The organism is Shinella sp. G-2 (assembly GCF_050172695.1).
Classification (GTDB): Bacteria; Pseudomonadota; Alphaproteobacteria; order Rhizobiales; family Rhizobiaceae; genus Shinella.
The window spans coordinates 1-24,437 of the sequence record NZ_JBBEYH010000028.1 but is presented as its reverse complement, the minus strand read 5'-3'; the positions used below and the strand labels follow the sequence as shown (position 1 = coordinate 24,437).

The window sequence follows — 24,437 nt, the reverse complement described above, 5'->3', positions numbered from 1 at the left end:
AACCACCGCGATGAAAGATCATGCCCGACAGCTTTTTTGTTTTTGCAGTTCTTGCCCTGCTGTCGACGCCGGGGCCGACCAACACGCTCCTGACGGTGGGCGCGGCGACACGTGGCCTGCGCGCCAGTCTTCCGCTGCTTCTCGGTGAACTCTTCGGATATCTCGCAGTGGTCGTTCCACTTGCGACCGTCGCCGCATCGCTTCTCGAAGGACGCCCCGTACTCGCGGTTGCCCTGCGTTTGGCAGCAGCCGGATGGGTGTTGTTTCTCGCGATCCGGCTGTGGCGCGTTTCCACCGTTCAGAAATCCGAGGCCAGCTCGGCGCCGGTAACGGTCGGTCAGGTGTTTCTCACCACCGTTCTCAACCCAAAGGCACCGATCATCGGGCTTGTGATCATGCCACACGGCTCGCTTGGCGACATCGCGCCGGCGCTCGGCTTTTTCAGCCTTCTGGTTCTGGCCGCAGGAACGGGCTTTCTCATACTCGGCAGCCTCGTCGGCCGGGCATCCGTGCTCTCGCCTCGGCTGGTCTACCGGGTTGCCGCCGGCTGCCTGGTCGTCTTTTCGCTCGGCCTTGCCGGAAGTGCATCCGGCCTTGTCTGAGCTTCAGGCGTTTTCGGCATGATGCCGGCGGGAAAGCTCCTGCTGCACTTCGTCCTGAAAGGCGAAGACAGCGGCGCGCGCCTGATTTTCATTCGAGCCAAGCTTGCGCAATTCATCCGCCAACTCACGGCAGACCTTCATCCAGTACAGCCGCGCGTCCTCACCTTGCAATCCGTCGAGTTCCCCGGCGCACTGCCGAACATGTGCGGTGCGGCGTTCGGCCGGGAAGGGGACGACGGTTTCGTCGGCGGTGGAACGACGGCGCTGTTGGGCCGAGGCAAATGGCGGCATTGATTCGGGCTTCCTTTTCTTCAAGCCCATGATTAGGGATTGCATGGTTAACATGCGGTTTCCAAAGCACATTCGCCACGCAGCTTCGTCTCTATCCGGCACGTTTGGCCGGCATGCCGTTTGCTCGCGCCAGCGCCATCAGCATCGGCCCGATGGAGAACTCCCCACGCTCCGCCTTGTTGGTAAGATCGCGCAGATAGCCGCCGGCCGAGTTGATGTGGCCGGACCGCTCGAGAATGCAGGCAATCACCGTTGCCGCATTTTCCGGACCAAGCACCGTGCAGGCATTTTCATAGGCTGATGGGCTGACCGCCAGCATGGATCGCACCACGACCGCGGCCGTCATCAGGTCGCGCCAGCTCGAAATCGTCCCTCCGGGGCCGAAGGGAATAATTTCCGGGCACGCCTGCAGAACCAGGGGGAGGGGATAGGGCTTATGCGGTTCGGATCCGGCACCCGGCGGTGTATTGCGGTGTCGAGACGTGGCCGAAGGTGCAACGTCCGCTGTTCTCTCGGCCGCTCCCTCCCTTTTTGTACTGACGGTTTCCTCCACTGCTGACGGTTCCGATTGGAAATCGCCATCGCCATCCTGCTTCTCTCTGAAGCGAGGTTCAGAATCAGAAGTAGAGTCGGGTTTTGAATTCTGTTTGTGCCGCTCAGTATGGTCGGCATTGCCAGCCGTATTTCTCAAAATAAACTGCTGTTCTAAGCAGTTGACGATCTTTGCGTGCAGCGCTTCAAGCGCGGCAATGATTGGAGACAGGATTTCGGGCGTCGCAACCCGCGGCAAGGCAAGAATTTCGTGGCGGTATTCGGCTTCAAACCCCATCCAGTCGCCGCCAAAGCCCTCTTCCAGCCCCGTTTCGATCAGCTTGACGATGTCGCGACGAAGAAGGGTTACGCGCTCACGCAGGCGCTGGGACAACAGGCGTTCGGCTGTAACGTCCGCAGCAAGGGTTTCGATCTCCCCTGCCCTCGCCAGAAGGGGGGCCAGAGAAAAGCCGAAGGCATCACCGATCACGCCTTCTCGGTCGCGGCGAACATAGCGCTTGCCGTTCGGACTGTCGCGGCGCGTCAGGAGACCGGCTTCGACTAGGGCGGCAAGATGCCGGCGCAGCGTCGTTTCCGCCATGCCATGCGTGCGCAATGCCAGCTGGGCATTGGAGGGAAACACGACCAGGCCTTCATTGCCGGCAAGTTCCGTCTTCGGATAGAAGCTCAAAAGCGCGTTCAACACGGAAAGAGCCCGGTCACTGATGGCGAGCTTCGGCCGCGCTTCACAGAGCCAGCGATAGAGTTTCCACTTGTCGACGCTCGCTTCGGGCGAAACTGTCCTTGCGATCACCTGGCCTGCCAACATGCCAAGCGTCATCGCCCGCCGCCCGAAGGGCGTCGTTATGCCGTCCGTCTCCATGTCTCTTCACCTTTCAACAGGCAAAAGAGACCCCATCACCAAAACCGGCGCCGAAAAGGCTTGACTGTGATTCGGGGAAGTGCGATTCTCAGGCTGCTAAACGATGAGAAGGGCTTCCGCGACGGTAACGTTGAGGGGGCCTTTTTCTTTTGCGGATCAATCTCCTGATTTCTGTTTGTTTTCAGCTCGATACGACTCATAGAGGCGATCGAGGTTTCGTGTGATGTAAGCACCGAAACCGGAGGCTTCCGCGGCCTTCAGTGCAATCGTGTATTGTCGGCCATTGGCCTTGATGCTGGCCTGCACATCCTTGCGTTCCCAGGTCGCAGGCGTCGGCTTGTGGAGAACGGTCGGGCTTTCGCTCTTGGCGAGGTGGCCGCTGACGAGATTGAAGCGCTCTTCCGGCGAGCGCACCTTGATACGCTCGCGCGCGAGAAATTCGACGGCGCGGTCTTCGTTGGCCGGCTCATCGAAGCGGGTCGCCAATTCATGCCAGCGGTCGCGGCCGATGGAGAGCGCCGGGCCGATACCGGTACGCACGGCCTTCGGGATGCGGTTCACCACCGACAACATCTTGGAGACCGTCGTCTTGTCGGCGCTCAAGGCCGCCATGATCGTCTCACGGTCGAAGCCGCGCGTTTCCAGTTCGCCGGCAAAGGTCGCCCGCTCAAGGAAGGAGAGATCGGCGCGCGCGCTGTTCTCCTGGCCCTGTGCGATGACGTGATCGCGGTCGGTCAGCGCCTTGACGACGGCCCGCACGGGCCGGCCGAGAAGACGCGCGGCCTTGGCGCGACGATGGCCGAAGGCGATCTGGTAAACGCCGTCCTTCGTGGGATGCGGACGCACGAGGATGGGCGAATCCTGGCCGCGCACGCGCATCGCTTCCACCAGTTCCTGGAACTGCTGGTCGGAATGCACGAGGCGGTCGGAAATGAAGGATTCCTCGATCTGGTCGGGCTCCAGCTCGATGACGACCTCACCGGCCGTCAGCTTCGCCTCGATCTCCTTGGCCGCATCCGCCTTGGCGGCCAGCGCATCGATGCTGCGCGTCACGGCACCGAGCGCGCCGATCCCCTTGTAGGTCACATGCTGGCGCGGCTCTTCCTGGACCGGGTTTACCGGCGTCAACTTCTCCGGAGAGGCTGACATCAGATTGGAAAGAACGTTCTTGCGCGCCATGATCAACGCCCCCATGCCTTGTGAATGAGATCCACGATCTCCGCGTTGACCGCTTCCATGGATTCGAGGGCGCGGTCATAGGTCGCGCGGGTGAACTGGCTGCGGTCGACCTCGTAGAGCGTCTGGTTGGTGAGCGCGGCATCGGCGATCGCGACGCTGCGTACCATCGGGCTGGTCAATACGTGCTGCTTGAACAGCGATCGCATGAAAGCGACCATCTGGGTCTGCGGCCCATCCGCCGGGTCGTAGCGCGTGACGAGGTAACGCAGCCAGTCGAGGTTCATGTTGCCGCCCGCGCTCTTCAGCGTGTTCAGCACTTCGCCCAGCATCTGCAGGAACTGGCACATGGACATGACGTCGAGCATCTGCGGATGCACGGTGATGAGCACGGCGGTGGCGCCGCAGATGGCGCTCATCGTCAGGAAGCCGAGCTGCGGCGGGCAGTCGATGACCACCACGTCATAATCGTCGGCGACGGAGGAAAGCGCCTCGTCGAGCCGCGCAAAGAAGATACGGCCGTAGTCGCCACTGTTGCCCTGCGCGAGGACCCGCGGCGTGTCGTGTTCGAATTCCATAAGCTCGAGATTGCCCGGCACGATGTCGAGACCGGGGAAATTCGTCTTGCGAATGATATCCTTCAGCGGCCGGCGCTGGTCGTCATAACGAATGGCGGCGTAAAGCGTCTCGTTTTCGTTGACGTCGAATTCCGGCTGGAAGCCATGAATGGCCGAGAGGCTCGCCTGCGGGTCGAGATCGACGGCAAGCACGCGGTGGCCGGTGAGCGCGAGGTGTTGCGCCAGGTGCGCCGTCGTCGTCGTCTTGCCGGAACCGCCTTTGAAGTTCACCACGGCGATGACCTGCAGGTGTTCGGCGCCACGCCGGCGCGGCACATAGCGCTGGCCGCGGCTGTTCTGCTCGAGATACTCGCGCATCTCCTGCAACTGCTCGGCGGTATAGGAGCGGCGTCCGGAGGGCGTGACCTGCGGCAACGGTCCCTTCGATTCCAGCGAAAGATTGCGCAGATACCCGCTCGTCACGCCGAGGAAATGCGCGGCCTCGCTCAGTTGGAACTGGCGCAGATTCTTTTGCGCGACCGGCGGAAACATTTCCAGCCGGTGCTGCTTCAACTTGTCCGACAGTTCGTGCGCCTGGCCGATGATCAACTGATCGACCTCGGAAATAGCCTGTCCGAATGTTGCTGCCATATTCATGCCGCGAATCTCAAAATGCGATTTGAAGTCCATTTGATGGATTAAATCGCATTTAGATCTGATTCTGGTGATTCAGCAAGGCATTAATGGTTAACGAACCTTCGCCATGCGAGCGCTGGCGCCGGCTTTCATCCGCCTCGCCACGCCGTCCGCATCCATTGCTGCCAGGAAAATTATCGCGGGAAAGGCCCACCGAACAGGCCGGTTGCGACTTTATCCACCGTCTTGTGATTCGCTCGAAGGGTGGAAAACAGGGGCATATCCCGCACGGAGCGCCCGCACCGTCGCCGGTGGCGTCAGGAGCCAGTCCGCGCGATCGAGGCGCTGGGGAGCGGCATAACCCGCCTCCGTCCAGCGATAGGCGAGGCCGCCGCGCAACGTGAACGCCGCGGCTTCGAGGGCAACGACAACCCCGTCGGGCAGGGCCGCCAGCGGGCCGTCGATGGGATGAAGGCGTTTGGCACGGCCGTCCAGGCGCTGGCCATGGAGCACCGCATCCATGGCCACGGCGGAGACACGGTCTGCAGGCGTTTCCGCCCAGCAGGCGCGAAACCGTTCGGCCGCGTCCCGCCGGCAGTAGAAGCAGGGGCGGTGGCCGGCGGCAAGCGCCACGGCTTCATCGAGAAAAAAGAGTTCCGTCCAGCTCCGCCCGCCCATCACGTCACGCCGAACGCCGCGAAAGTCGCAGGCGCAGGTGATCCAGGCCTTGCTTGCCCACCGTTTCCTCAAAAGCTCTTTTGTCGCGGGGTCATGGATGATGCCGCGATTGCCGGTGAAAAGGCCGCGCTGGGCAATGGCGACGATCTCGCCGAAGGGGGTCACGCGGTTCTGCAAAGACATGGAACACCCGGAAAGCGATTTCCTCTTGTTGCCTTTCGTACCATAGTGGCCCGCATCATCAACGGGCGCTTCGAGCGCCGAGACATCCGAAGGTACCCATGCAATCTCCCTGGCCCGCACCCGGCACGCCGCTCGATCAGGTCGCGACCCCCATGCCCGTCATCGACGAGGACCGGCTTGCCGCCAATATCCATCGCGCACAGGCCTATGTCGCCGGGCATGGCAAGGCATTTCGCCCGCATATCAAGACGCACAAGATCGTCGCCGTCGCGAGGGCGCAACAGGAAGCCGGGGCCATCGGCATCAACTGCCAGAAGATCAGCGAAGCCGCAGTCTTCGCCGATGCCGGATTCGAGGACATCCTGATCACCTACAACATTCTCGGCGCCGCAAAGCTTGCCTGGCTCCGCGCCCTGCATGAACGCGTGCCGCGTCTCAGCGTCGTCGCCGACAGCGACGTGACGGTCGACGGGCTGGCCGGCGCCTTCGACGCCGCGCATCCGCTGACGGTGCTGGTCGAGTGCGACACAGGCGGAAAGCGCTGCGGCGTGCAGACGCCGGAAGCGGCCGCAGCGCTTGCCGAGCGCATCGCGGCCGCGCCCAGCCTGCGCTTCGGCGGCGTCCTGACCTATCCGGCCGTGGGCGGCGCGGAAGCGGTCGAGGCTTTCCTGGCGAAAACCATGGCGCTGCTTTCGGCCAAGGGCATCGATTGCCCGGTGCGCTCCAGCGGCGGCTCGCCGGATCTCTACAAGGCGCATCTCGTGCCCTCGGCCACGGAACACCGTGCCGGCACCTATGTCTATAACGACCGCAGCATGGTGCGCGCCGGCGAATGCACGCACGCGGACCTTGCCATGCATGTCCTCGCCACGGTTGTCTCGCGCCCGTCGGCGGATCGCGCCGTGCTCGACGCCGGCTCCAAGGCGCTGACCTCGGACCTGCTCGGCTTCAGCGATTTCGGCGAGATCGAAGGCTTCGAGGGCGCCCGCATCATATCGCTCTCGGAGGAGCATGCCGTGGTCGACATCGCGGCCTGCCGGGACGCCTTTCCGTCGATCGGCAGCGTGGTGCGGATCGTGCCGAACCATACCTGCGTCGTCAGCAACCTCTTCGACCGCATGGTCTTCCACCGCAACGGCCTCGTTACCCGCGTCGAGGACGTCGCCGCGCGCGGCACGGTCTGGTGAAGGCTTGAAGGCGAAACGCAAAACCGGCCATGCGGCCGGCAATACCCCACGGAGAATCGGCGATGGCTGACAACGCACCCTTTTTCATCGAGGACACGGACGAGAGCGAGATTTCCTCCGACGTCGCCGGCCTCGGCAATCTTCTGATGACGACGCATATCCCGCTCAAGGCCGACGGCTCGCTGGAGACCGGCGACATCCGCACGCAAAGCATCGCGACGCTGGAAAGCCTAAAGACGTCGCTGGAAAAGGCCGGCAGCAGCCTTGCCGACGTGATCCATCTGACGATCTACCTCACCGACATGGCCGAGCGCCCGGTCTTCAACGAGATCTATTGCGCCTACTTCAAGAAGCCCTATCCGGTGCGCTGCGCCGTCGGGGTCGCGGCTCTTGCCGATCCCGGCATGAAGGTGGAAGTGACCGCCATGGCGGCCCGGCGCAAAGCCGTCTGAGCTTAAGAACGCCGCGGTTTCCGCGGCGTTCCCTTCCTCCACAGGACCGATATTCATATTTTCTATAAAAATAGTCAATTTAAGAAAGTCGTGCCTGCCGCCGCCGGATTTTGCTTGTTATCCCTATGAGCATCAGGGGTTTCCAGCGGAGCGGAAACGATGAATGCCCATGTCGAAAACACCCATTTCAATCGCCACAACACGGCGCTCTTCGATCACCCGGCCGATGCCGACAGCCTGAAGGCGGCACTGCGCACGCTCGGCGGCGGGGTCAGCATCATCACGGCGGGGGAGGGGGAGACCCGCACCGGCGCCACCGTCACCTCGGCAACGGCGCTATCCGTCGAGCCGGCACGCATGCTCGTCGCCCTCAACCGCACATCCTCCACATGGCCGGTCGTCGAGCGCTTCGGGCACTTCGCCGTCAACATCGCCGGCCCCGGACATGAGACGCTTGCCAACCAGTTCGCCGGGCGCGGCGGCCTGCGCGGGCCGGATCGTTATCGCGGCGCAGAATGGACCACGGCCGTCACCGGCGCGCCTTTGTTGGTCGATGCCGCCGCCGCCATCGATTGTACCGTCGAGGAAGCCATCGAGCGGCACAGCCACGTGATCGTCATCGGCAAGGTATTGGCGATCCGCATCGGCGCCGGCCGCTCGCTGCTCTATCAGGACGGCCGCTACCACACCGTCGGCTGACCTAGCCCATCAGCGCATTGCAAAACCACAACCCGCCGCGCGCGGGATCGGAAAACTGCGGCTTTCGACAAGGCCCTCCCATGAACCAAAAGGAACCGACATGACACGCAAGATCAGGCTTGGCGCATTCCTTCCCGGCGGCGGCCAGCATATCGCCGCATGGCGCCACCCGGACCAGCCGGTGGACGGCGCGACCAGCTTCGACTTCCACAGGCAACTCGCCCAGACCGCCGAACGCGGCCTCTTCGATGCCTATTTCCTCGCGGACAATCTCGCCGTCGGCTTCGGTGGCGCGCGGGAAGGCGGCAATGCCCGCGTGGCGGGTTTCGAGCCGGTGACGCTCTTCTCCGCGCTCGCGCCTTTCACCAAGAATCTCGGCTTCATCGCCACTGCCTCCACGACCTACGAGGAGCCCTACAACACGGCGCGCAAGTTCGCTTCGCTGGACCTTCTCTCGGGCGGGCGCGCTGGCTGGAACGTCGTCACCACCACGGGCGATCCGACCGCGCAGAACTTCAACCGCGACACACAACTGCCCCACGCAGCGCGCTATCGCCGCGCCGCCGAGCATGTCGAGGTGGTCAAGGCGCTGTGGGACAGCTTCGAGGACGACGCGTTCCTCCGCGACAAGGAAAGCGGCACCTTCTACGATCCGGCAAAGCTGCACGAGAGCGAGCATCGCGGCGAACATTTCCAGGTGCGCGGACCGCTCAACGTGCCCCGTTCCCCGCAGGGCCACCCGGTCATCGTGCAGGCTGGCCAGTCGGATGACGGGCGCGGGCTCGCCGCGGCCACGGCCGAGGTGATCTTCACAGCCCATCAACACCTCGATACCGCCCAGGAATTCTATCGCGACATCAAGGCGCGCGCCCGGGGCCTTGGTCGAAACCCGGACCATATCCTCGTCATGCCGGGCGTCGCCCCCTTCGTCGGCCGTACGCAGGCGGAAGCGCAGGAGAAATACGAGCGCCTTACCGCGCTCATCCTGGAGGAAGACGGCGTCGGCCTGCTCAACGGCCTTACCGGTGGCACGCTGGATCTCAAGGGGTACGATATCGACGGCCCGCTGCCGCCCGCGCCGCCGACCGAAGGCATGAAGAGCCGCCAGGCGCTGATCCGCCAGATCGCCGACGAGAACAATTTCTCGATCCGCCAGCTCTACCAGTGGGTGGCGACGGCCCGTGGCCACTTCACCATCGTCGGCACGCCGGAAACGATCGTCGATACCCTGCAGGAGTGGTTCGAGAACGAGGCCGCCGACGGCTTCAACATCCTGCCGCCGTGGCTGCCGACCGCGCTCGACGATTTCGTCGACCTTGTCATTCCCGAACTTCAGCGCCGGGGCCTGTTCCGCACCGCCTATGAGGGCACCACGCTGCGCGAAAACCTTGGCCTGCCTTTCCCGATCAACCGCTGGGCTGGCGCGCGTGCCACGTCTCAGGCCGCAGAATAGGAGGCTGGAATGTCGCTTGAAAACCTGAACTCCACGCTCGGCGCGGACTTCCGCCTTGCCACGCGTCAGCGGGCCGCACCCTCTGCCCTCGGGCAGGTGAGTGCCTTTCTCTCGCCCTTCTTTGCCCGCTACGGCCTGGTTCTGGCCTTCCTCGCCCTCTGGCAGATTTCGAGCACGCGAGGCTGGGTCAATCCTGCCGTCTTTCCGCCGCTCGACGTGATCGTCGCCGCGCTCTGGGACAGCCTGTCCAGCGGCGCGCTGGTCGACGACATCGCGATCAGCCTGCAGCGCTCCGGCATCGCCTTCCTGGCCGCCGTCGCCATCGGCATTCCTCTTGGCCTCGTCATGGGACAGGCACGCATCGTCGAGCAGGCGCTCGATCCGCTGCTGCAGTTCTTCCGCCAGACCTCCGCACTCGCGCTCTATCCGGTCTTCATCCTGCTGCTCGGACTGGGCGAAACATCCAAGGTCTTCGTCATCTTCTGGGCGACGCTCTTCCCCATCCTGCTCGCCACAATCGGCGGCGTGAAGGAAGTGGATACGAAGCTGATCGAGATGGCGCGCACCTACGGCGCGAGCCGCCTCACGGTCTTCCGCCGCGTGGTGCTGCCGGCAGCGGTGCCCGCCATCTTCGTGGGCCTGCGCCTTTCCGCCACGACCGCCCTCCTGTTGCTGATCGCGGCGGAGATGATCGGCGCGAACAAGGGCGTCGGCTTCCAGGTGATGAATGCCCAGTACAACTTCCAGATCCCGCTGATGTTCGCGGCAATTCTGCTGCTGGCGCTGCTCGGCCTTGCCGCCAATGCCGTGCTCGTCCTTCTTCAGCGCAAACTCTGCCGCTGGTCGCAGCCGAACGCCTGACGCCTGCCCCTCTTTCTCAAAGGATCCCTGTCATGACCTTCCATTCCAGAAAACTTCTTCTCTCCGCCACCCTCTTCCTCGGCCTTGCCGGCACCGCGGCAGCGGAAGACGTCACGTTCCGCTACCTCGCCAGCCAGGGCGGCCTTTCGGCCCATGAACTGGCCGCCGAACTCGGCTACTTCGAGGGAACCGGCATCAGCATCGAAAACGTCGGTTACGCCGGCGGCGGACCGGCGTCGCTGATCGCGCTCGCCTCCGGCGACGTGGAACTCGGCAGCGCGGCGACGGCCGCCGTGCTCAACTCCATCGTCAGCGGCAACGACTTCGTCGCCGCCTATCCGTCGAACGGCATCAACAAGGAGGTGCAGTCGATCTTCTACGTGCTGGAAGACAGTCCGATCAAGAATATCAAGGACATCGCCGGCAAGAGCATTGCGGTGAACACGCTCGGCGCCCATCTCGACTATACGATCCGCGAGGCGCTGCACGCCGCCGGCCTGCCGACAGACGCGGCCAATCAGGTCGTCGTGCCGGGTCCGCAGCTCGAGCAGGTCCTGCGCTCCGGCCAGGTCGACATCTCGGCGTTCGGCTATTGGCAGACGACCTTCGAGGGTGCTGCGAAGAAGAACGGTGGCCTGCGCGCCATCTTCGGCGATACCGAGGTGCTCGGTGAAATCGCCGGCGGCTTCGTGGTGCTGCGCCGCGACTTCGTGAAGGCGCATCCGGACGCGGCCAAGACCTTCGTGGAACAGTCCGCCCGCGCGCTCGACTATGCTCGCGAGCATCCGGCGGAAACCCGCGAGATCTTCGCCAAAGCCCTGAAGGAGCGAGGGGAAAATCCCGACATCGCCCAGTATTTCCGAGGCTACGGCGTTCGTGCCGGCGGTCTGCCGGTCGAACGGGACGTGCAGTTCTGGATCGACGTCCTGGTGCGCGAGGGCAAGCTGAAGGAAGGCCAGCTCGCCGCCAAGGACGTGCTCTACTCGCCTGAAACCGCGACGAACTGAGGTCCGCTATGAGCCTTTCCCCCGAAACGCCGCGCGGAGAGGTGACGGTTCGTCACCTCTCCAAATCCTTTCCCCTCAATGGCCGGCCGCTGCCGGTGCTGAAGGACATCAACCTCACGATCCGCTCCGGCGAGAGCCTCGCCATCGTCGGCGCGAGCGGCTCGGGCAAGACGACGCTGCTGCGCATTCTCGCCGGGCTGGAAAATGCCGATGGCGGCGAGGTGCTCATCGACGGCAAGACGGTCGAGGGCGTCGGCACCGAACGCGCCGTCATCTTCCAGGAACCGCGCCTCCTGCCCTGGCTGACCGTGATCGACAATGTCGCCTTCGGCCTCGACACCCGCGGCGTCAGCCGCGCGGAAGCACGCAACCGCGCGCGCCGCTACGTGCAGCTCGTCGGCCTGCAGGCTTTCGAGAACGCCTATCCGCGCCAGCTCTCGGGCGGCATGGCCCAGCGCGTCGGCATCGCCCGGGCGCTCGCCGTCCAGCCGGAAATCCTTCTGCTGGACGAACCGCTCGGCGCGCTCGACGCCATGACGAAGATCGGCATGCAGCAGGAACTGACGCGCATCTGGCGCGACGAGGACGTGACCACAATCCTCGTCACCCATGATCTGGAGGAGGCGATCTACCTTGCCGACCGCATCCTCATCCTGCCGCGCGAAAAGACCGCCGCGCCGCGGCTGATCGACATCGATCTGCCACGTCCGCGCGATCGCAGTTCACCCGATTTCGTGCGTCATCGCGAGGAGCTTTTGAAGCTCTTCGGCCTGCACTGAGGCGAGATTGCCTTTGACCCGCCCCGCTTCGGCCGGTAGACGAACGTCATCCGGCCGGGCAGGCGGGTTCTTTTGCCCGGACGAAATGGAAAAGCCTTTCGACGGGGGTCCCCATGAGCGATCTTTTCGACGCCGCGCCGCGCACCGGCTCGATGCCGTTGGCGGCGGAACTGCGCCCGGCGACGCTGGACGACGTGATCGGTCAGGAGAAGGTGATCGGCGAAGGCACGATGCTGCGCCGGCGCATCGCCGCCGGCCGGCTCGGCAGCATCATCCTCTATGGCCCACCGGGCCTCGGCAAGACGTCGATCGCCCGCGCCATCGGCAACATGCTCGGCAAGAACTTCCGCCCGCTGCACGCCGCGCACAACAATGTCGCCGATATCAGGAAGATCGCCGACGAGGCGCGCATGCGCCCGACCCTGCTTTTCGCCGACGAGGTACACCGCTTCAGCGCCACGCAGCAGGACCACCTGCTGGCGCTCTGCGAGGAGGGCGTCGCCGACTTCATCGGCGCGACGACGGGCAATCCCTATCACACGCTGACGCCTGCTCTCATCTCGCGCTCGACGATCCTCAAGCTGGAACCGCTGACACTGGAGGAGATGGAGGAAGTGGTGCGGCGCGGCCTTGCCCATCTTGCGGCGCAGGGCATCGCGGTGCGGCTGGAACCGGAGCAGCTTCGCCGCATTGCCGGCCGGTCCGGCGGCGACGCGCGCCGCGCCCTGACCGTGCTGGAAAGCCTTGCCGTCGGCCATGCGCCGGGCAAGACCGTCACCATCACCGAGGCGATGGTCGAGGAGGCCTATGCCGCCGCGCCCGTCAACCACGACCGGTCGGGCGATGCGCATTACGACGTGGTCTCCGCCTTCGTGAAGTCCATGCGTGGCTCCGATCCCGACGCGACGCTCTACTGGCTGGCGCGGCTCGTCCATGGCGGAGAAGACCCGCGCTACATCGCCCGCCGCATCATGATCCATGCCTCGGAGGATGTCGGCCTTGCCGACAACACCGCATTGCAGACGGCCGTCGCGGCGCTGCATGCGGTGGAGAAGATCGGTTATCCCGAAGCGCAGATCGTGCTTGCCCACGCCGCCCTGCATGTCGCCCGCGCCCCGAAATCCAACGCGGCCTGCCGCGGCATCTCGCTGGCGCTCGCCCATGTGGCCAGCGAAGCGCCTTCCGCCGTGCCGATGCATCTGCGCGATGCGCATTACAAAGGCGCGGCCGCGCTGGGCCATGTCGGCTATGCCTTTCCGCACGACGACGGACGCGGCTGGAGCGATCAGGTCTATGCACCGGACGTTCCGCGCGGCGCCTTCTACCAGAGCGACGCCCGCGAGGCTGCCACCTTCGAGCGGCGCGCGGACGAACATTGGGAACAGGTGACGGGCCGGCGAACGCCGCAACGTTTCGGAAAACGCTGATCAGGCTGCGGCAAGGCCCGCCCGGATGCGGTTGACGACGGTCCAGGCGAGCAGCACGCAGGCCATCGGCTGGATATGCCAGGTCCAGGCGGGCAGCGTGCCGAAGCCGGCGACCAGCGCGCCGAGCGCACCGAAGAGCAGCGCCCGGTCGCTCTTGCCCATCGGCCCCTCGTAGTTCCGGCCGTTGCCGTGGACGGCGCCAAGCACGCCGGCAAACTCCGTCAGCGTGGCGAGAAACACGATGGCGGCAAGCCAGGGCAGATTGAACGGCGCGATGAGCGCGAAGGGCACATAGAGTGCCGCGTCGGAAACGACATCGGTGATTTCGTTGAGATAGCCGCCGAGCGCGCTTTTCTGCCCGTGTTCGCGGGCAAGCATGCCGTCGACCGCATTGAACGCCATGCGCAGGAACATCCAGACCGGCACCAGCGCAAAGAGCGCAGGCTCCGGGCGGGCGACCAGAAGAGCGCCGATGCCGACCGATACGATGGCAGCAACCATCGTGACCTGATTGGCCGTGAGCCCCATGCGCGCAAGCCGCTCCACCAGAGGGCGCAACAGGGTCTGGAAGGAAGATTTCAGTTTGTAGATCGACATGGAAGCGCGAATCCGCTCGATTGCTCTGATTGAAATGAAAGCGCAATCGACGGGAAATCAACTGCGAATGCACGGTCTCATCCGTATAGGGGAGAACGATGTTTGCGGGAAGGAATGACGGCATGATGGAAAAGGCATTCGCGAGCCATGACGGCGTGGACTTGTTCTACCGCTACTGGCCTGCCCGGTCGGGCGTTGCGAAGGGGGCCGTCGTGCTGCTGCACCGCGGCCACGAGCATAGCGGCCGCGTCGCCCATATCGCCGAAGAACTGGGCCTCGACGATTTCGCCTTCTATGCCTGGGATGCGCGCGGCCATGGCCGCTCGCCGGGCGAACGCGGCCATTCGCCATCTTTTGCCCATACGGTACGCGATCTTGACTGCTTCGTGCGCCATATCCGCGAGACCGGCGGCTTCGAGATGAGCCAGGTCGCCGTTGTCGCCCAGAGCGTCGGGGCCGTGCTGGCCGCGACCTGGGTGCATGACTATGCGCCGGATATCCGTGCGCTGGTGCTCGCCTCTCCGGCCTTCGACGTCAAGCTCTACGTGCCCTTCGCCAAGGAGGGCATCGCACTCTGGCAGAAACTGAAAGGTACGTTCTTCGTCAACTCCTACGTCAAGGCGCGCTTCCTGACGCATGATCCTGCGCGCATCGCCTCTTTCGAGGCCGATCCGCTGATCACCCGGCCCATCGCCTCGAACATCCTGCTGGAACTCTACGAGGCCGCCGACCGGGTGGTGGCGGACGCCCGCGCCATGACCGTTCCGACACAGCTGCTTGTTTCCGGCAGCGACTTCGTCGTGCGCCATGCCCCGCAGCACCGCTTCTTCGAAAACCTCGGCAGCACGATCAAGGAGCGGCATGTCCTGCCCGGCTTCTACCACGATACGCTCGGCGAGCGGGACCGGGCAAAGGCGCTGGAGAAGGTGCGCACCTTCCTCCTTGCGCGTTTCGCCGAACCGCCGGTGGCGGCGGACGTGCGCCAGGCCCATCGGTCCGGCTACACGCGCGACGAGGCCGACAGGCTGGCAAGCCCGCTGCCGCTCCTGTCCCCGCGCGGCCTCTACTGGGCCTTGACGCGCGCCTCGATCCGCTTCGGCGGACTGTTTTCCGAGGGCATCAGGACGGGTGTCCGGACCGGCTTCGATTCCGGCTCGACACTCGATTATGTCTATGAGAACGAGCCCCGTGGCCTTGGACCGGGCGGACGGCTGATCGACCGGCAGTTTCTCGAAGCCATCGGCTGGCGCGGCATTCGCCAGCGCAAGGTCCATCTGGAAGAGTTGATCGGCAAGGCGCTGTCCCGTCTCAAGGAGGAGGGCAAGCCGCTGCGCGTCCTCGACATCGCCGCCGGACACGGGCGCTACGTGCTCGACGCAGTGACGGCGTCGGAAGCGAAACCCGAGAGCATCCGTCTGCAGGACTATTCGCCGATCAACGTGGAGAAGGGCACCGCGCTGATCGCCGAGCGGGGCCTTCAGGAGAGTGCTTCCTTCCATCGGGCCGACGCCTTCGATACGGCGGGGCTGGCGGCGACGGATCCGAAGCCGACCCTCGCCATCGTCTCCGGCCTCTACGAGCTTTTCCCTGACAATGCCCAGATCGAGGCTTCGCTCGCCGGCCTTGCACAGGCGCTGGAACCCGGGTCCCTGCTTCTCTACACCGGACAGCCCTGGCACCCGCAACTCGAAATGATCGCCCGGGCGCTCACCTCGCACCGGGGCGGCGAAGCCTGGATCATGCGCCGGCGCACCCAACAGGAAATGGACCAGCTCGTCGCGGCCGCAGGCTTCCGCAAGATCGAGCAACGCATCGACAAATGGGGGATTTTCACCGTGTCGCTGGCCGAGCGCATCTGAGGAAACCATGGGGGAGGGGATTGCACCGGTTCTGGCAACCGACCGCCGCGCCGCTCTTCGTGCGGCGGCGCTCTGGCTCGCCGTGCTGGCACCGTTCTTCTACCTTACCTACGGCACGGCCAACTGGCTGGCATCGCTGCGCAGCAACGTGCCGAACCTTGCCTTCGGCTGGGAGAGGCACATCCCTTTCCTTGCCTGGACGATCGTGCCCTATTGGTCGATCAATGCCTTCTATGCGCTCTCGCTCTTCGTCAACGAGACGCCCGCGGCCGTCGGCCGCCTGGCGCGACGCTACCTCACGGCGCAGATCATTGCCGTCGCCTGCTTCATCGCCTTCCCCCTTCAGGCGATTTTCCTGCGGCCGGACACGGACGGCCTGCCGGGCTTCCTGTTCGACGTGCTCGGCGGTTTCGACAAGCCGTTCAACCAGGCGCCCTCGCTGCACATCGCCCTCCTCGTGATCATCTGGGACCACTGGCGCGGCCGGCTGGCCGGAAAGACACGCATGCTCTGGCATGGCTGGAGCCTGCTGATCGGCCTCTCGGTGCTGACGACCTGGCAGCACCACGCCATCGACATCCCGACCGGTGCTCTGCTGGGCTTTTTTGCCCTCTGGCTGTTTCCGGCAAGCGGCGTCGTGCCGCTCGCCGGTTTCCGCCTGACGAATGACGCGCGGGCACGACGACTGGCCGCCTATTATGCGGCAGGTGCAGGCGGCCTCCTCGTCCTCTGCATCCTGGAGACGCGCGCCTCCGGCGCGGGCCTCACCCTCCTCTGGCCGGCGCTTGCGCTCGCCATCGTCGCGCTCGGCTATGCAGGGGCGGGGCCCGGCGTCTTCCAGAAGAGGACGGACGGCCGCATCAGTCTGGCAAGCCGCTGGCTGCTGCTGCCCTATCGCCTCGGCGCGCGCGCGAACCTGCGCTGGTGGACGCGCCGGCTGCCGGCAGCGGCGGAGATCGCGGACGGTGTCTTCCTCGGCCGCATGCCGTCGCCGGGCGAGCTTGCGACCTACGCCGCCATCATCGACATGAGCGCGGAACTGCCGGGGCTCGCCGTGCCGGGGCTCGCCTGGCGCGCCTTTCCGTCCATGGACCTGCTCCCTGTGCCGGCCCCGCGTCTTCGGGAAGCCGTTCATGCAGTGGAAGAGGCCCGCCGCCACGGGCCGGTGCTGATCTGCTGCGCGCTCGGATTCCAGCGCAGCGCCCTCGTCGCGGCCAGCTATCTGATGCGGGCGGGGTTCGCCGAAAATGCGGTCGCCGCCGAAGCCCAGATCAAGGCAGCCGGGCGGTCGGTGCATCTGCCCTTCGAGGCCTATGCCGCGATCGAGGAGGCCGCGCGATGACGGGTCTCTCCGCGGACAACGCCGCCCGCAGCCTGCGGCGAAACAGTCTCATCGGTGGCGGCATCGCGCTCGCCATCCTCGCCGCCGCGCCGCCCACGGCCGGCGCACATGGCTTTACCGGACCGCTCGCCTGGTGGCTGCTGCTTTCCTTCTGCCTCCTGCCGCTCGCTTTCTCGGTGCATCTGCTGTTCGACGCCGCGCTGTTCCGGCTCGCGGCCTCGCATGACACGGAAGAAGCAGGCCTTGCCGCCATCGACGACGTGCTTGCCCGCATGGGCCTTCGCACGCGCGACGGGCGGACCGCTCCCCTGGCGGAACGTCTCGCCGGATGCCGCCGTCTTCTCCGCCTGCAGCGGTTTTCGCTTGTGATCGGCATCGCGCTCTACGCCATTCTGCTGCTCGACGCGGCCAATGGGGGCGGTGTATGACGGGGGTCGGAAAATCCCTGCTGCAGGCGACATCCGGCGCCGTTCTCGCCGGCCTTGCCCGCGCCGTCACCGGCGTCCGGCCGATCTGGGCCGGCACGGCGCCCAACGGCCGGCAGCGCATCTACTTCGCCAACCATGCCAGCCATGGCGATTTCATCCTCGTCTCGACCTGCCTGCACCCCACCGAGCGCGGTCGCACGGCCGCCGTCGCGGGGGCGGACTACTGGAATGCCGGCCCCGTTCGCCGTTTCATTGCCGGGACCCTGCTGCGCACCGTGCTGGTCGAGCGCAACTGGGTGGAGCGCACCGCCGATCCCCTGCAGATCATGCTCGCCGCGCTCGATGCCCGCCAATCGCTGATCTTCTTTCCCGAGGGCACGCGCAACATGACGGAGGAGCCGCTGCTACGCTTCCGCTCCGGCCTCTACAATCTCGCCGCCGCCCGGCCGGACGTGGAGCTCGTGCCCTGCTGGATCGAAAACATGTCGCGCGTGTTGCCCAAGGGCGCGGTTCTGCCCGTGCCGCTGCTCTGCCGCGTCGTGTTCGGCGCGCCCGTCACGCTCGGCGAGGGGGAGGACCGCAAGGTCTTTCTCGACCGCGCCCGAAACGCCCTTCTCTCGCTTGCGCCCCAAAAGGATGGAATCTCCGGATGAGCGACGATACGACCCGTCTCTTTCTCGGCCTCGTCGCCGTGCTCGTCACGGCAAGCCTCGTTGCCGGCGTGCTGTCCTGGCGCAGCGCCAAACCGCTGCCGGCGACGCTGGAAAACCTCAATGCCCGCATCAAGGCGTGGTGGATCATGGTCGCGGGCATCAGCCTCGCCTTCCTCTTCGGCAAGGGCGGCGTCATCCTGCTGTTCGCCTTCGTCTCCTTCGCAGCGCTGCGCGAATATGTAACGCTCACCAACACGCGCCGTGCCGACCGCTGGACGCTGCTCGGCATGTTCCTGATCATCATCCCGGTGCAGTATTACCTGATCTGGATCGACTGGTACGGGCTCTACTCGATCTTCATCCCCGTCTACTGCTTCCTTGCCATGCCGGCCTTGACGGCGATCCGGGGCGATACGTCCCGTTTTCTCGAGCGGGTCAGCGAGCAGCAATGGGGCATCATGCTGTCGGTCTACTGCATCAGCCATGTGCCAGCGCTGGTGACCCTGCCCATACCGGGCAATGAGGGGCGGGGCCTTCTGCTCATCGCCTTCCTCATCGCCACCGTGCAGGGCAGCGACGTCCTGCAATATATCTTCGGCAAGCTTTTCGGCCGCCACAAGGTCGCGCCGACCATTTCGCCCTCCAAGACCTGGGAGGGCCTGATCGGCGGCATCGTCAGCGCTTCGCTGATGGGAGCGGGGCTTTCCTGGCTTACGCCGTTCTCGCCGCTCGAAGCCGGCGTGCTGGCGGGCCTTGCCTGCATCATGGGCTTCTTCGGCGGCCTCGTCGCTTCCGCCATCAAGCGCGACCGCGGCGTGAAGGACTGGGGCCATATGATCGAGGGTCATGGCGGCATGCTCGACCGGGCCGACAGCCTCGTCTTCGCCGCGCCCGTGTTCTTTCACATCGTGCGCTACGCCTGGACCTGACGCGCTTCGGGCGAACTACCGGCGCTTCGGCATCGGCACCAGCGGCCCGAGGCTGTCGAGATAGGCCGACGCACCGCCATTGTCATAGGTCGAGAAGGCGACGTTGCGGTCGCGGAACGATTTCAGCACCTGGCCGAGGCCATTGGCGCCTTCCGCGCGAACCTGCCGCACGAGGCCGAGGTCGATATTGATCGGGAAGATTTCCGCGACCTGGCCGCACTGGTGCACGACATTGCCGGTCGGGTCGGCGACGAGTGAGCGGCCGACGCCACCGGCATCGAGCCCGTTCACGTCGATGACGTAGCAGGAGAACATCACCGCCGTCGCCGGCACGATGGCAAGCTCGGCCTTGCGGTCCGTCGTGCCGGTGAGGACGGGGTGCAGCAGCACCTCGACACCGGCGGAGGTCAGCGTGCGCGTCGTCTCCGGGAACCAGATGTCGTAGCAGATGGAGAGGCCGAAGCGCCCGACATCGGGCACGTCGAAGATCAGGAAGTCGGTGCCGCCCGTCACCCCCGCCTCGAAAGGCATGAAGGGGAACATCTTGTCGTAGCGGCCGACGATCTCGCCATCCGGATTGATGACGATGGAGTGGTTGTAGGTCCGCCCCTCCCGATGCACGAAGTAGCTGCCGGGAATGATCCAGACACGATGCTTGGCCGCAAGCGCCTGGAACACGGCCTCGTCCACGGCCGGATCTTCCGCCGCGCAGGCATGCAGCGGGCCATGCATGGCAAGCTCGGAAAAGACGATCATGTCTGTGCCCGGATAGAGCGCCATGGTCTTCTCGACCTGGATCGTCATGGCCGGAATGTTGCGGCCGGAGATCGGCACGGACATCTGCACGCCCGATATCATGAAACGGGTATTGTCCCGGCGGCCGGCGGAAACCGGCATGGAGATGGCGTCGGAAAGAGGGCCTGACATGATTTCCAATTCTCGATGACCTATTTGCCTGCGCGGGGAGCGGATCGCGCCGGCACGCTGCGCGGCGACGGGGATACCAGATCGTCGAAGGCGACGCCCCTGTAGCGCTTGCTGGATTTCAGCACGATATAGCTGGAGAGATTGCCGATCTTGGGGCCGAGCCGCAAAAGCTCGTCCGACAGCATCTGGTAGGAGGCGATGTCGGGGCAGACGAAGCGCACGAGATAGTCGATCGGGCCGCTGACCTTGGTGCATTCCACCACGTAGCGCATGTCCTCGACCATCTTCTCGAAAATATCGAAATCCTCGAGCCCATGGCTGTTCAGCGTCACCGCGGCGATGACGTCGACATGGCGGCAGACCTTCGCAAGATCGATGCTGGCATGATAGCTGTCGATAACGCCGGCCTTTTCCAGCCGCTTCACGCGCTGAAGGCACGGGCTCGGTGAAAGCCCCACGGCATCGGCCAGTTCCTGGTTCGTCACGCGCGCATTGGCCTGAAGACATGCCAGAATGCGCAAGTCGATCTGATCGAGCCGGATCGACCCGTCTTCATCCTTCATTCATTCGCCCCCTGCTGCATGGACCATGCCATGCGTCCTCCCCATGAGGGTGGCCATACGGCCTGAATCCATATGGATACTGTTGCCCGGAGCCTGTCAAGCTGACCTTCGGGCGAGGTCGTCGCCAGCCCGGCACCCCTCCGGCGCCTTCGACAAAAACTGTCGCGAAGGACGCCGCAGGCAGCAGCAAGTGCCGGAAGACGATGAAAATACGGCAGCACCTTTGCCGCGCCCGGCGCTACAGTTCATCCATGTGAGGAGACATCGGAGGGGGAACGATGGCGTCATCTATTCTCGAACAGATCATGCGCAAGAAGCCTGTCGCGTCGCTCGTGGCGGACACGTCCGGCGCTGGCGACGGACACGGCCATCTCGGCCGCTCGATCACACTGTTCCAGTTGATCATGTTCGGCGTCGGTGCGACCATCGGCACGGGTATCTTCTTCGTGCTGAGCGAACAGGTGCCCGTCGCAGGGCCTGCCGTGGTCATATCCTTCGTCATCGCCGCGGTGGCGGCGGGGCTCTCGGCCCTCTGCTATGCCGAGATGAGCTCGATGATCCCGGTTTCCGGCTCCTCCTATTCCTATGCCTATGCGACGCTCGGCGAGGGCATCGCCTTCTTCGTCGCCGCCTGCCTCGTGCTGGAATACGGCATATCGGCCGCGGCCGTCGCCGTCGGCTGGGCCGAATATGTCGAAAAGCTGCTCTTCAACATTACGGGCATCGTGCTGCCGGGCTGGATGATCAAGGGACCGATCACCATCGTCGACGGCGACCATCCCTTCGCCATGGCCTTCTTCCAGGAGGGCTCGGGCCTTATCAACCTGCCGGCCGTCATCCTCGTCGCGCTCTGCTGCATCCTGCTCCTGCGCGGCGCGAAGGAATCGGCCCGCGCCAATGCCATCATGGTGATGATCAAGCTCGCTGTGTTGACGCTCTTCATCGTCATCGCCGGCAGCGCCTTCAACAGCGCCAATTTCACGCCCTTCTTCAACGAAAGCGGCTTTGGCGGCGTGCAGGCCGCAGCGGCCTCGATCTTCTTCACCTTCGTCGGTCTCGACGCCGTCTCGACGGCGGGCGAAGAAGTGATCAATCCGCGCCGCAACCTGCCGCTCGCCATCATCTCCGCCCTCGTCATCGTCACCGGCTTCTACGTGCTGGTCGCGCTTGCGGCGCTCGGCGTGCAGCCGGCGAGCGCATTCGACGGACAGGAAGCGGGCCTTGCCACCATCCTGCAGAACCTGACGGGCGCGGCCTGGCCGGCAAACCTGCTCGCCGGCGGCGCCGTCATCTCCATCTTCTCGGTCACGCTGATCGTGCTCTACGGCCAGTCGCGCATCCTCTTCGCCGTCTCGCGCGACGGCCTCTTGCCGTCGATCTTCCACAAGGTCGATCCGCGCAGCATGACGCCGGTCGCCTGCACGATCATCGTCGCGATCTTCGTCTCGCTGATCGCCGCCTTCGTGCCTTCGGGCCTGCTCTGGGACCTGACGAGCATGGGCACGCTCACCGCCTTCAGCGTCGTTTCGGCCGGCGTGCTGATCCTGCGCTATACCCAGCCCGACATGCCGCGCGGCTACCGCGTTCCCTTCGGCCCGGTCCTGCCGGTGCTGTCCATCACCGCCTGCCTCTATCTCATCTTCAAGCTAAGCTGGATGGTCTATGCCATCACCGGCGTCTGGGTCGCTATCGCCGCGCTCGTCTACTTCGGCTACTCCGCGCGCAACTCGCGGCTTGAAAAGCCGGCCGGCCTTGGCGAGGCGGCAGAATGAAGATCCTGGTCGGACTTTCCGCCGACCAGGGCGGGCAGGAGGCACTGGCGCTCGGCGCCGTGCTCGCCCGCTCCTGCAAGGCCTCGCTCGTCGCCTGCACGGTGACGCCCGATACCTGGGGCCACCCCTCGCCGGCGCGCGTCGACGGCGAATATGGCAGCTTCCTTGCCCGCCACACCGCCGCCGCGCAGGCCGAAGCGAAAGCCCTGCTGCCTGCCGACGTGACGGCCGAATTCCTGGCCATCTCCGCATCTTCCGCCCGCGAGGGCCTGATCAAGGCCGCCTCCGATCTCGGCGCCGATTGCCTCGTGCTCGGCTCGGCGCGCGAAGCTCCGCTCGGTCGCTTCGGCGAGGGCGGCGTGACGACGGAACTGCTGCGCTCGGCGCATCTGCCCATCGTCGTGGCGCCGCACGGCTATGCGCCCGGCCCCGAGACCCGGGTGCGCCGGCTCAGCGCCGCCTATTCCGGTTCGTCCTCCGCCCCCGGCATCGTTGCTCGCAGCGCGGCCCTCGCGACGGAATATTCGGTGCCGCTGCGGCTCGTGACCTTCGTGGTGCGCGACAAGCAGATGTATCCGACGGGCGCCGGCTACGACGCCGAGCAGTTCGTTTCCAACGTGCTGCGCGAGCAGGCGCGCGATGCGCAGTCGACCCTGCTTGCGGGACAGGCAGGGCTCTCCGCCGAGATCGCCGACGGACCGACCTGGAAAGCTGCCTTCGAGTCGCTCGCGTGGGAAGAAGGGGAGATCCTCGTGCTCGGCTCCAGCAAGCTCGGGCCGCTGATGCGCGTCTTTCTCGGCTCGAATGCCCGCAAGATCGTGCACAACGCGCCGGTCCCCTGCCTCATCCTGCCCCGTGCGGAAGAATAATCGAAAAGGGGTATTCCAGCCGCTCGGGCAAGTCTCTTAGAGTGTCATTCAGGATGGGGCAAAAGACGTGAAACAGCGCCCCGCCGGAGGAAAACAGATGACGACCAGAACCTTCAATCAGCCGCTCGGCGGTAACGAAATGCCCCGCTTCGGCGGCCCGGCCACCATGATGCGCCTGCCGACGCAGCCGACCACGGACGGGCTCGATGCCTGCTTTGTCGGCATTCCCATGGATATCGGCACCTCGAACCGGCCGGGCACGCGCTTCGGGCCGCGCCAGATTCGCACCGAAAGCTGCATGATCCGCCCTTATAATATGGCGACCCGGGCAGCCCCTTTCGACAGCATGCAGGTGGCCGATATCGGCGACGTCGCCATCGACACGTTCAACCTGCCGAAATGCGTCGATATCATCACCGACGCCTATCGCGACATCATCAAGAACGGCTGCAAGCCGCTGACGCTCGGCGGCGACCACACGCTGTCCTACCCGATCCTGCGCGCCATGGCCGAAAAGTACGGCCCCGTCGGCCTGATCCATGTCGACGCCCATGCCGATATCAACGAGCACATGTTTGGTGAGCCGATCGCCCACGGCACGCCCTTCCGCCGCGCTGTGGAGGCCGGTGTGCTCGACACCAACCGCTGCATCCAGATCGGCGTGCGCGGCACCGGCTATGCCGCCGACGATTTCGACTGGCCGCGCGAGCAGGGCTTCCGCGTCGTGCAGGTGGAAGAGTGCTGGCACAAGTCGCTGACGCCGCTGATGGAAGAGGTCCGCGCGCAGATGGGCGACCGTCCGGTCTACCTCTCCTTCGACATCGACAGCCTCGACCCGTCGATCGCGCCCGGCACCGGCACACCCGAGATCGCCGGCCTCAACACGATCCAGGCGCTGGAAATCATCCGCGGCTGCTGGGGCCTCAACCTCGTCGGCTGCGACCTCGTCGAAGTCTCCCCGCCCTACGATCCGTCCGGTAACACGGCGATCACGGCGGCGAACCTTCTCTTCGAAATGCTTTGCGTCCTTCCGGGCGTACAAAGGCGATAAAACATGGCAGACACCCGTCTTACGACCGGCGAATATCTCGTCCGA

Annotated in this window: 25 protein-coding genes; 17 read left to right on the top strand and 8 right to left on the bottom strand. The window is 65.0% G+C overall.

The annotated features are described in order from the left end of the window. Positions 1-20 precede the first annotated feature (20 nt). Positions 21-602 (top strand): LysE family translocator, encoded by a 582-nt coding sequence (locus tag V8U06_RS25490; protein WP_427143062.1) that lies wholly within the window; start codon positions 21-23, stop codon positions 600-602. Between the two features lie 3 nt (positions 603-605). On the opposite strand, the gene V8U06_RS25485 is transcribed toward V8U06_RS25490, so the two are convergent. The 5 genes from V8U06_RS25485 to V8U06_RS25465 all read right to left on the bottom strand — a co-directional run bounded on the left by V8U06_RS25485 (position 606) and on the right by V8U06_RS25465 (position 5,537). Further along, positions 606-947 carry a DUF6074 family protein gene (locus V8U06_RS25485; protein WP_427143061.1) on the bottom strand — a complete coding sequence of 114 codons (342 nt, stop codon included), beginning with the start codon at positions 945-947 and terminating at the stop codon, positions 606-608. Between the two features lie 37 nt (positions 948-984). Next, the gene (gene repC, locus V8U06_RS25480) at positions 985-2,307 is read right to left on the bottom strand and encodes a plasmid replication protein RepC (protein WP_427143060.1); all 1,323 of its coding nucleotides are present in this window, start codon (positions 2,305-2,307) and stop codon (positions 985-987) included. 156 nt (positions 2,308-2,463) lie between these two features. Then, positions 2,464-3,486, bottom strand: a complete 1,023-nt coding sequence (gene repB, locus V8U06_RS25475; protein ID WP_427143059.1) for a plasmid partitioning protein RepB — start codon at positions 3,484-3,486, stop codon at positions 2,464-2,466. A gap of 2 nt (positions 3,487-3,488) precedes the next feature. Next, on the bottom strand, positions 3,489-4,691 hold the full coding sequence (gene repA, locus V8U06_RS25470) for a plasmid partitioning protein RepA (RefSeq protein ID WP_427143097.1): 1,203 nt from the start codon (positions 4,689-4,691) through the stop codon (positions 3,489-3,491). 219 nt (positions 4,692-4,910) lie between these two features. Then, positions 4,911-5,537: a hypothetical protein gene (locus V8U06_RS25465; protein ID WP_427143058.1), complete on the bottom strand. Its 627-nt coding sequence runs from the start codon at positions 5,535-5,537 to the stop codon at positions 4,911-4,913. A gap of 98 nt (positions 5,538-5,635) precedes the next feature. Between V8U06_RS25465 and V8U06_RS25460 the strand changes: the two genes are divergently transcribed. From V8U06_RS25460 to V8U06_RS25425, 8 genes are all read left to right on the top strand, one after another. Next, positions 5,636-6,724, top strand: coding sequence for a D-TA family PLP-dependent enzyme (locus tag V8U06_RS25460; protein ID WP_427143057.1), 1,089 nt, complete (start codon positions 5,636-5,638; stop codon positions 6,722-6,724). Positions 6,725-6,786: 62 nt separating this feature from the next. Next, complete coding sequence (locus V8U06_RS25455) at positions 6,787-7,176, top strand: RidA family protein (protein WP_427143056.1); 390 nt, start codon at positions 6,787-6,789, stop codon at positions 7,174-7,176. 159 nt (positions 7,177-7,335) lie between these two features. Then, entirely contained in the window at positions 7,336-7,875 is a 540-nt protein-coding gene (locus V8U06_RS25450; protein ID WP_226922408.1) for a flavin reductase family protein, read from the top strand. A 100-nt stretch (positions 7,876-7,975) separates the two neighbouring features. Then, on the top strand, positions 7,976-9,328 hold the full coding sequence (locus V8U06_RS25445; RefSeq protein ID WP_226922409.1) for an LLM class flavin-dependent oxidoreductase: 1,353 nt from the start codon (positions 7,976-7,978) through the stop codon (positions 9,326-9,328). 9 nt (positions 9,329-9,337) lie between these two features. Beyond that, on the top strand, positions 9,338-10,189 hold the full coding sequence (locus V8U06_RS25440) for an ABC transporter permease (RefSeq protein WP_427143055.1): 852 nt from the start codon (positions 9,338-9,340) through the stop codon (positions 10,187-10,189). A gap of 32 nt (positions 10,190-10,221) precedes the next feature. Beyond that, entirely contained in the window at positions 10,222-11,196 is a 975-nt protein-coding gene (locus V8U06_RS25435) for an ABC transporter substrate-binding protein (protein WP_427143054.1), read from the top strand. Positions 11,197-11,204: 8 nt separating this feature from the next. Next, positions 11,205-11,975, top strand: coding sequence for an ABC transporter ATP-binding protein (locus V8U06_RS25430; RefSeq protein WP_226922412.1), 771 nt, complete (start codon positions 11,205-11,207; stop codon positions 11,973-11,975). A 113-nt stretch (positions 11,976-12,088) separates the two neighbouring features. Further along, positions 12,089-13,402, top strand: a complete 1,314-nt coding sequence (locus V8U06_RS25425; RefSeq protein WP_427143053.1) for a replication-associated recombination protein A — start codon at positions 12,089-12,091, stop codon at positions 13,400-13,402. On the opposite strand, the gene V8U06_RS25420 is transcribed toward V8U06_RS25425, so the two are convergent. After that, positions 13,403-13,999: a CDP-alcohol phosphatidyltransferase family protein gene (locus V8U06_RS25420; RefSeq protein WP_427143052.1), complete on the bottom strand. Its 597-nt coding sequence runs from the start codon at positions 13,997-13,999 to the stop codon at positions 13,403-13,405. A 122-nt stretch (positions 14,000-14,121) separates the two neighbouring features. Between V8U06_RS25420 and V8U06_RS25415 the strand changes: the two genes are divergently transcribed. The 5 genes from V8U06_RS25415 to V8U06_RS25395 are packed head-to-tail and all read left to right on the top strand — an operon-like array spanning position 14,122 to position 19,210. Beyond that, entirely contained in the window at positions 14,122-15,858 is a 1,737-nt protein-coding gene (locus V8U06_RS25415) for a bifunctional alpha/beta hydrolase/class I SAM-dependent methyltransferase (RefSeq protein WP_427143051.1), read from the top strand. Between the two features lie 7 nt (positions 15,859-15,865). Then, complete coding sequence (locus V8U06_RS25410) at positions 15,866-17,200, top strand: phosphatase PAP2/dual specificity phosphatase family protein (protein ID WP_427143050.1); 1,335 nt, start codon at positions 15,866-15,868, stop codon at positions 17,198-17,200. Next, the gene (locus V8U06_RS25405; RefSeq protein WP_427143049.1) at positions 17,197-17,628 is read left to right on the top strand and encodes a hypothetical protein; all 432 of its coding nucleotides are present in this window, start codon (positions 17,197-17,199) and stop codon (positions 17,626-17,628) included. Before V8U06_RS25410 ends, V8U06_RS25405 begins: the two co-directional genes overlap by 4 nt. Next, positions 17,625-18,281: a lysophospholipid acyltransferase family protein gene (locus tag V8U06_RS25400; protein WP_427143048.1), complete on the top strand. Its 657-nt coding sequence runs from the start codon at positions 17,625-17,627 to the stop codon at positions 18,279-18,281. Before V8U06_RS25405 ends, V8U06_RS25400 begins: the two co-directional genes overlap by 4 nt. Continuing rightward, positions 18,278-19,210 (top strand): phosphatidate cytidylyltransferase, encoded by a 933-nt coding sequence (locus V8U06_RS25395; RefSeq protein ID WP_427143047.1) that lies wholly within the window; start codon positions 18,278-18,280, stop codon positions 19,208-19,210. Before V8U06_RS25400 ends, V8U06_RS25395 begins: the two co-directional genes overlap by 4 nt. Before the next feature lie 15 nt (positions 19,211-19,225). Here V8U06_RS25395 and V8U06_RS25390 read toward each other — a convergent pair whose 3' ends face one another. Both V8U06_RS25390 and V8U06_RS25385 read right to left on the bottom strand, forming a co-directional pair. Next, positions 19,226-20,137: a carbon-nitrogen hydrolase family protein gene (locus V8U06_RS25390; protein ID WP_427143046.1), complete on the bottom strand. Its 912-nt coding sequence runs from the start codon at positions 20,135-20,137 to the stop codon at positions 19,226-19,228. A gap of 20 nt (positions 20,138-20,157) precedes the next feature. Next, positions 20,158-20,700, bottom strand: coding sequence for an Lrp/AsnC family transcriptional regulator (locus tag V8U06_RS25385; RefSeq protein ID WP_226922421.1), 543 nt, complete (start codon positions 20,698-20,700; stop codon positions 20,158-20,160). Between the two features lie 278 nt (positions 20,701-20,978). On the opposite strand from V8U06_RS25385, the gene V8U06_RS25380 reads away from it, so the two are divergent. The 3 genes from V8U06_RS25380 to speB all read left to right on the top strand — a co-directional run bounded on the left by V8U06_RS25380 (position 20,979) and on the right by speB (position 24,392). Next, the gene (locus tag V8U06_RS25380; RefSeq protein ID WP_226922422.1) at positions 20,979-22,472 is read left to right on the top strand and encodes an APC family permease; all 1,494 of its coding nucleotides are present in this window, start codon (positions 20,979-20,981) and stop codon (positions 22,470-22,472) included. Next, positions 22,469-23,341: a universal stress protein gene (locus tag V8U06_RS25375; RefSeq protein ID WP_427143045.1), complete on the top strand. Its 873-nt coding sequence runs from the start codon at positions 22,469-22,471 to the stop codon at positions 23,339-23,341. The genes V8U06_RS25380 and V8U06_RS25375 overlap by 4 nt, the downstream gene beginning before the upstream one ends. 97 nt (positions 23,342-23,438) lie before the next feature. Then, positions 23,439-24,392 carry an agmatinase gene (gene speB, locus V8U06_RS25370; protein ID WP_226922424.1) on the top strand — a complete coding sequence of 318 codons (954 nt, stop codon included), beginning with the start codon at positions 23,439-23,441 and terminating at the stop codon, positions 24,390-24,392. The last annotated feature ends 45 nt before the right edge of the window (positions 24,393-24,437 follow it).

Coding starts and splice junctions, on each gene's coding strand:
- V8U06_RS25445 (WP_226922409.1), top strand. CDS start 7,976: ATGACACGCAAGATCAGGCTTGGCGCATTCCTTCCCGGCGGCGGCCAG.
- repA (WP_427143097.1), bottom strand. CDS start 4,691: ATGGCAGCAACATTCGGACAGGCTATTTCCGAGGTCGATCAGTTGATC.
- V8U06_RS25410 (WP_427143050.1), top strand. CDS start 15,866: ATGGGGGAGGGGATTGCACCGGTTCTGGCAACCGACCGCCGCGCCGCT.
- V8U06_RS25440 (WP_427143055.1), top strand. CDS start 9,338: ATGTCGCTTGAAAACCTGAACTCCACGCTCGGCGCGGACTTCCGCCTT.
- V8U06_RS25435 (WP_427143054.1), top strand. CDS start 10,222: ATGACCTTCCATTCCAGAAAACTTCTTCTCTCCGCCACCCTCTTCCTC.
- V8U06_RS25465 (WP_427143058.1), bottom strand. CDS start 5,537: ATGTCTTTGCAGAACCGCGTGACCCCCTTCGGCGAGATCGTCGCCATT.
- V8U06_RS25490 (WP_427143062.1), top strand. CDS start 21: ATGCCCGACAGCTTTTTTGTTTTTGCAGTTCTTGCCCTGCTGTCGACG.
- repB (WP_427143059.1), bottom strand. CDS start 3,486: ATGGCGCGCAAGAACGTTCTTTCCAATCTGATGTCAGCCTCTCCGGAG.
- V8U06_RS25460 (WP_427143057.1), top strand. CDS start 5,636: ATGCAATCTCCCTGGCCCGCACCCGGCACGCCGCTCGATCAGGTCGCG.
- V8U06_RS25425 (WP_427143053.1), top strand. CDS start 12,089: ATGAGCGATCTTTTCGACGCCGCGCCGCGCACCGGCTCGATGCCGTTG.
- V8U06_RS25455 (WP_427143056.1), top strand. CDS start 6,787: ATGGCTGACAACGCACCCTTTTTCATCGAGGACACGGACGAGAGCGAG.
- V8U06_RS25385 (WP_226922421.1), bottom strand. CDS start 20,700: ATGAAGGATGAAGACGGGTCGATCCGGCTCGATCAGATCGACTTGCGC.
- repC (WP_427143060.1), bottom strand. CDS start 2,307: ATGGAGACGGACGGCATAACGACGCCCTTCGGGCGGCGGGCGATGACG.
- V8U06_RS25450 (WP_226922408.1), top strand. CDS start 7,336: ATGAATGCCCATGTCGAAAACACCCATTTCAATCGCCACAACACGGCG.
- V8U06_RS25400 (WP_427143048.1), top strand. CDS start 17,625: ATGACGGGGGTCGGAAAATCCCTGCTGCAGGCGACATCCGGCGCCGTT.
- V8U06_RS25405 (WP_427143049.1), top strand. CDS start 17,197: ATGACGGGTCTCTCCGCGGACAACGCCGCCCGCAGCCTGCGGCGAAAC.
- speB (WP_226922424.1), top strand. CDS start 23,439: ATGACGACCAGAACCTTCAATCAGCCGCTCGGCGGTAACGAAATGCCC.
- V8U06_RS25430 (WP_226922412.1), top strand. CDS start 11,205: ATGAGCCTTTCCCCCGAAACGCCGCGCGGAGAGGTGACGGTTCGTCAC.
- V8U06_RS25395 (WP_427143047.1), top strand. CDS start 18,278: ATGAGCGACGATACGACCCGTCTCTTTCTCGGCCTCGTCGCCGTGCTC.
- V8U06_RS25375 (WP_427143045.1), top strand. CDS start 22,469: ATGAAGATCCTGGTCGGACTTTCCGCCGACCAGGGCGGGCAGGAGGCA.
- V8U06_RS25485 (WP_427143061.1), bottom strand. CDS start 947: ATGTTAACCATGCAATCCCTAATCATGGGCTTGAAGAAAAGGAAGCCC.
- V8U06_RS25415 (WP_427143051.1), top strand. CDS start 14,122: ATGATGGAAAAGGCATTCGCGAGCCATGACGGCGTGGACTTGTTCTAC.
- V8U06_RS25380 (WP_226922422.1), top strand. CDS start 20,979: ATGGCGTCATCTATTCTCGAACAGATCATGCGCAAGAAGCCTGTCGCG.
- V8U06_RS25390 (WP_427143046.1), bottom strand. CDS start 20,137: ATGTCAGGCCCTCTTTCCGACGCCATCTCCATGCCGGTTTCCGCCGGC.
- V8U06_RS25420 (WP_427143052.1), bottom strand. CDS start 13,999: ATGTCGATCTACAAACTGAAATCTTCCTTCCAGACCCTGTTGCGCCCT.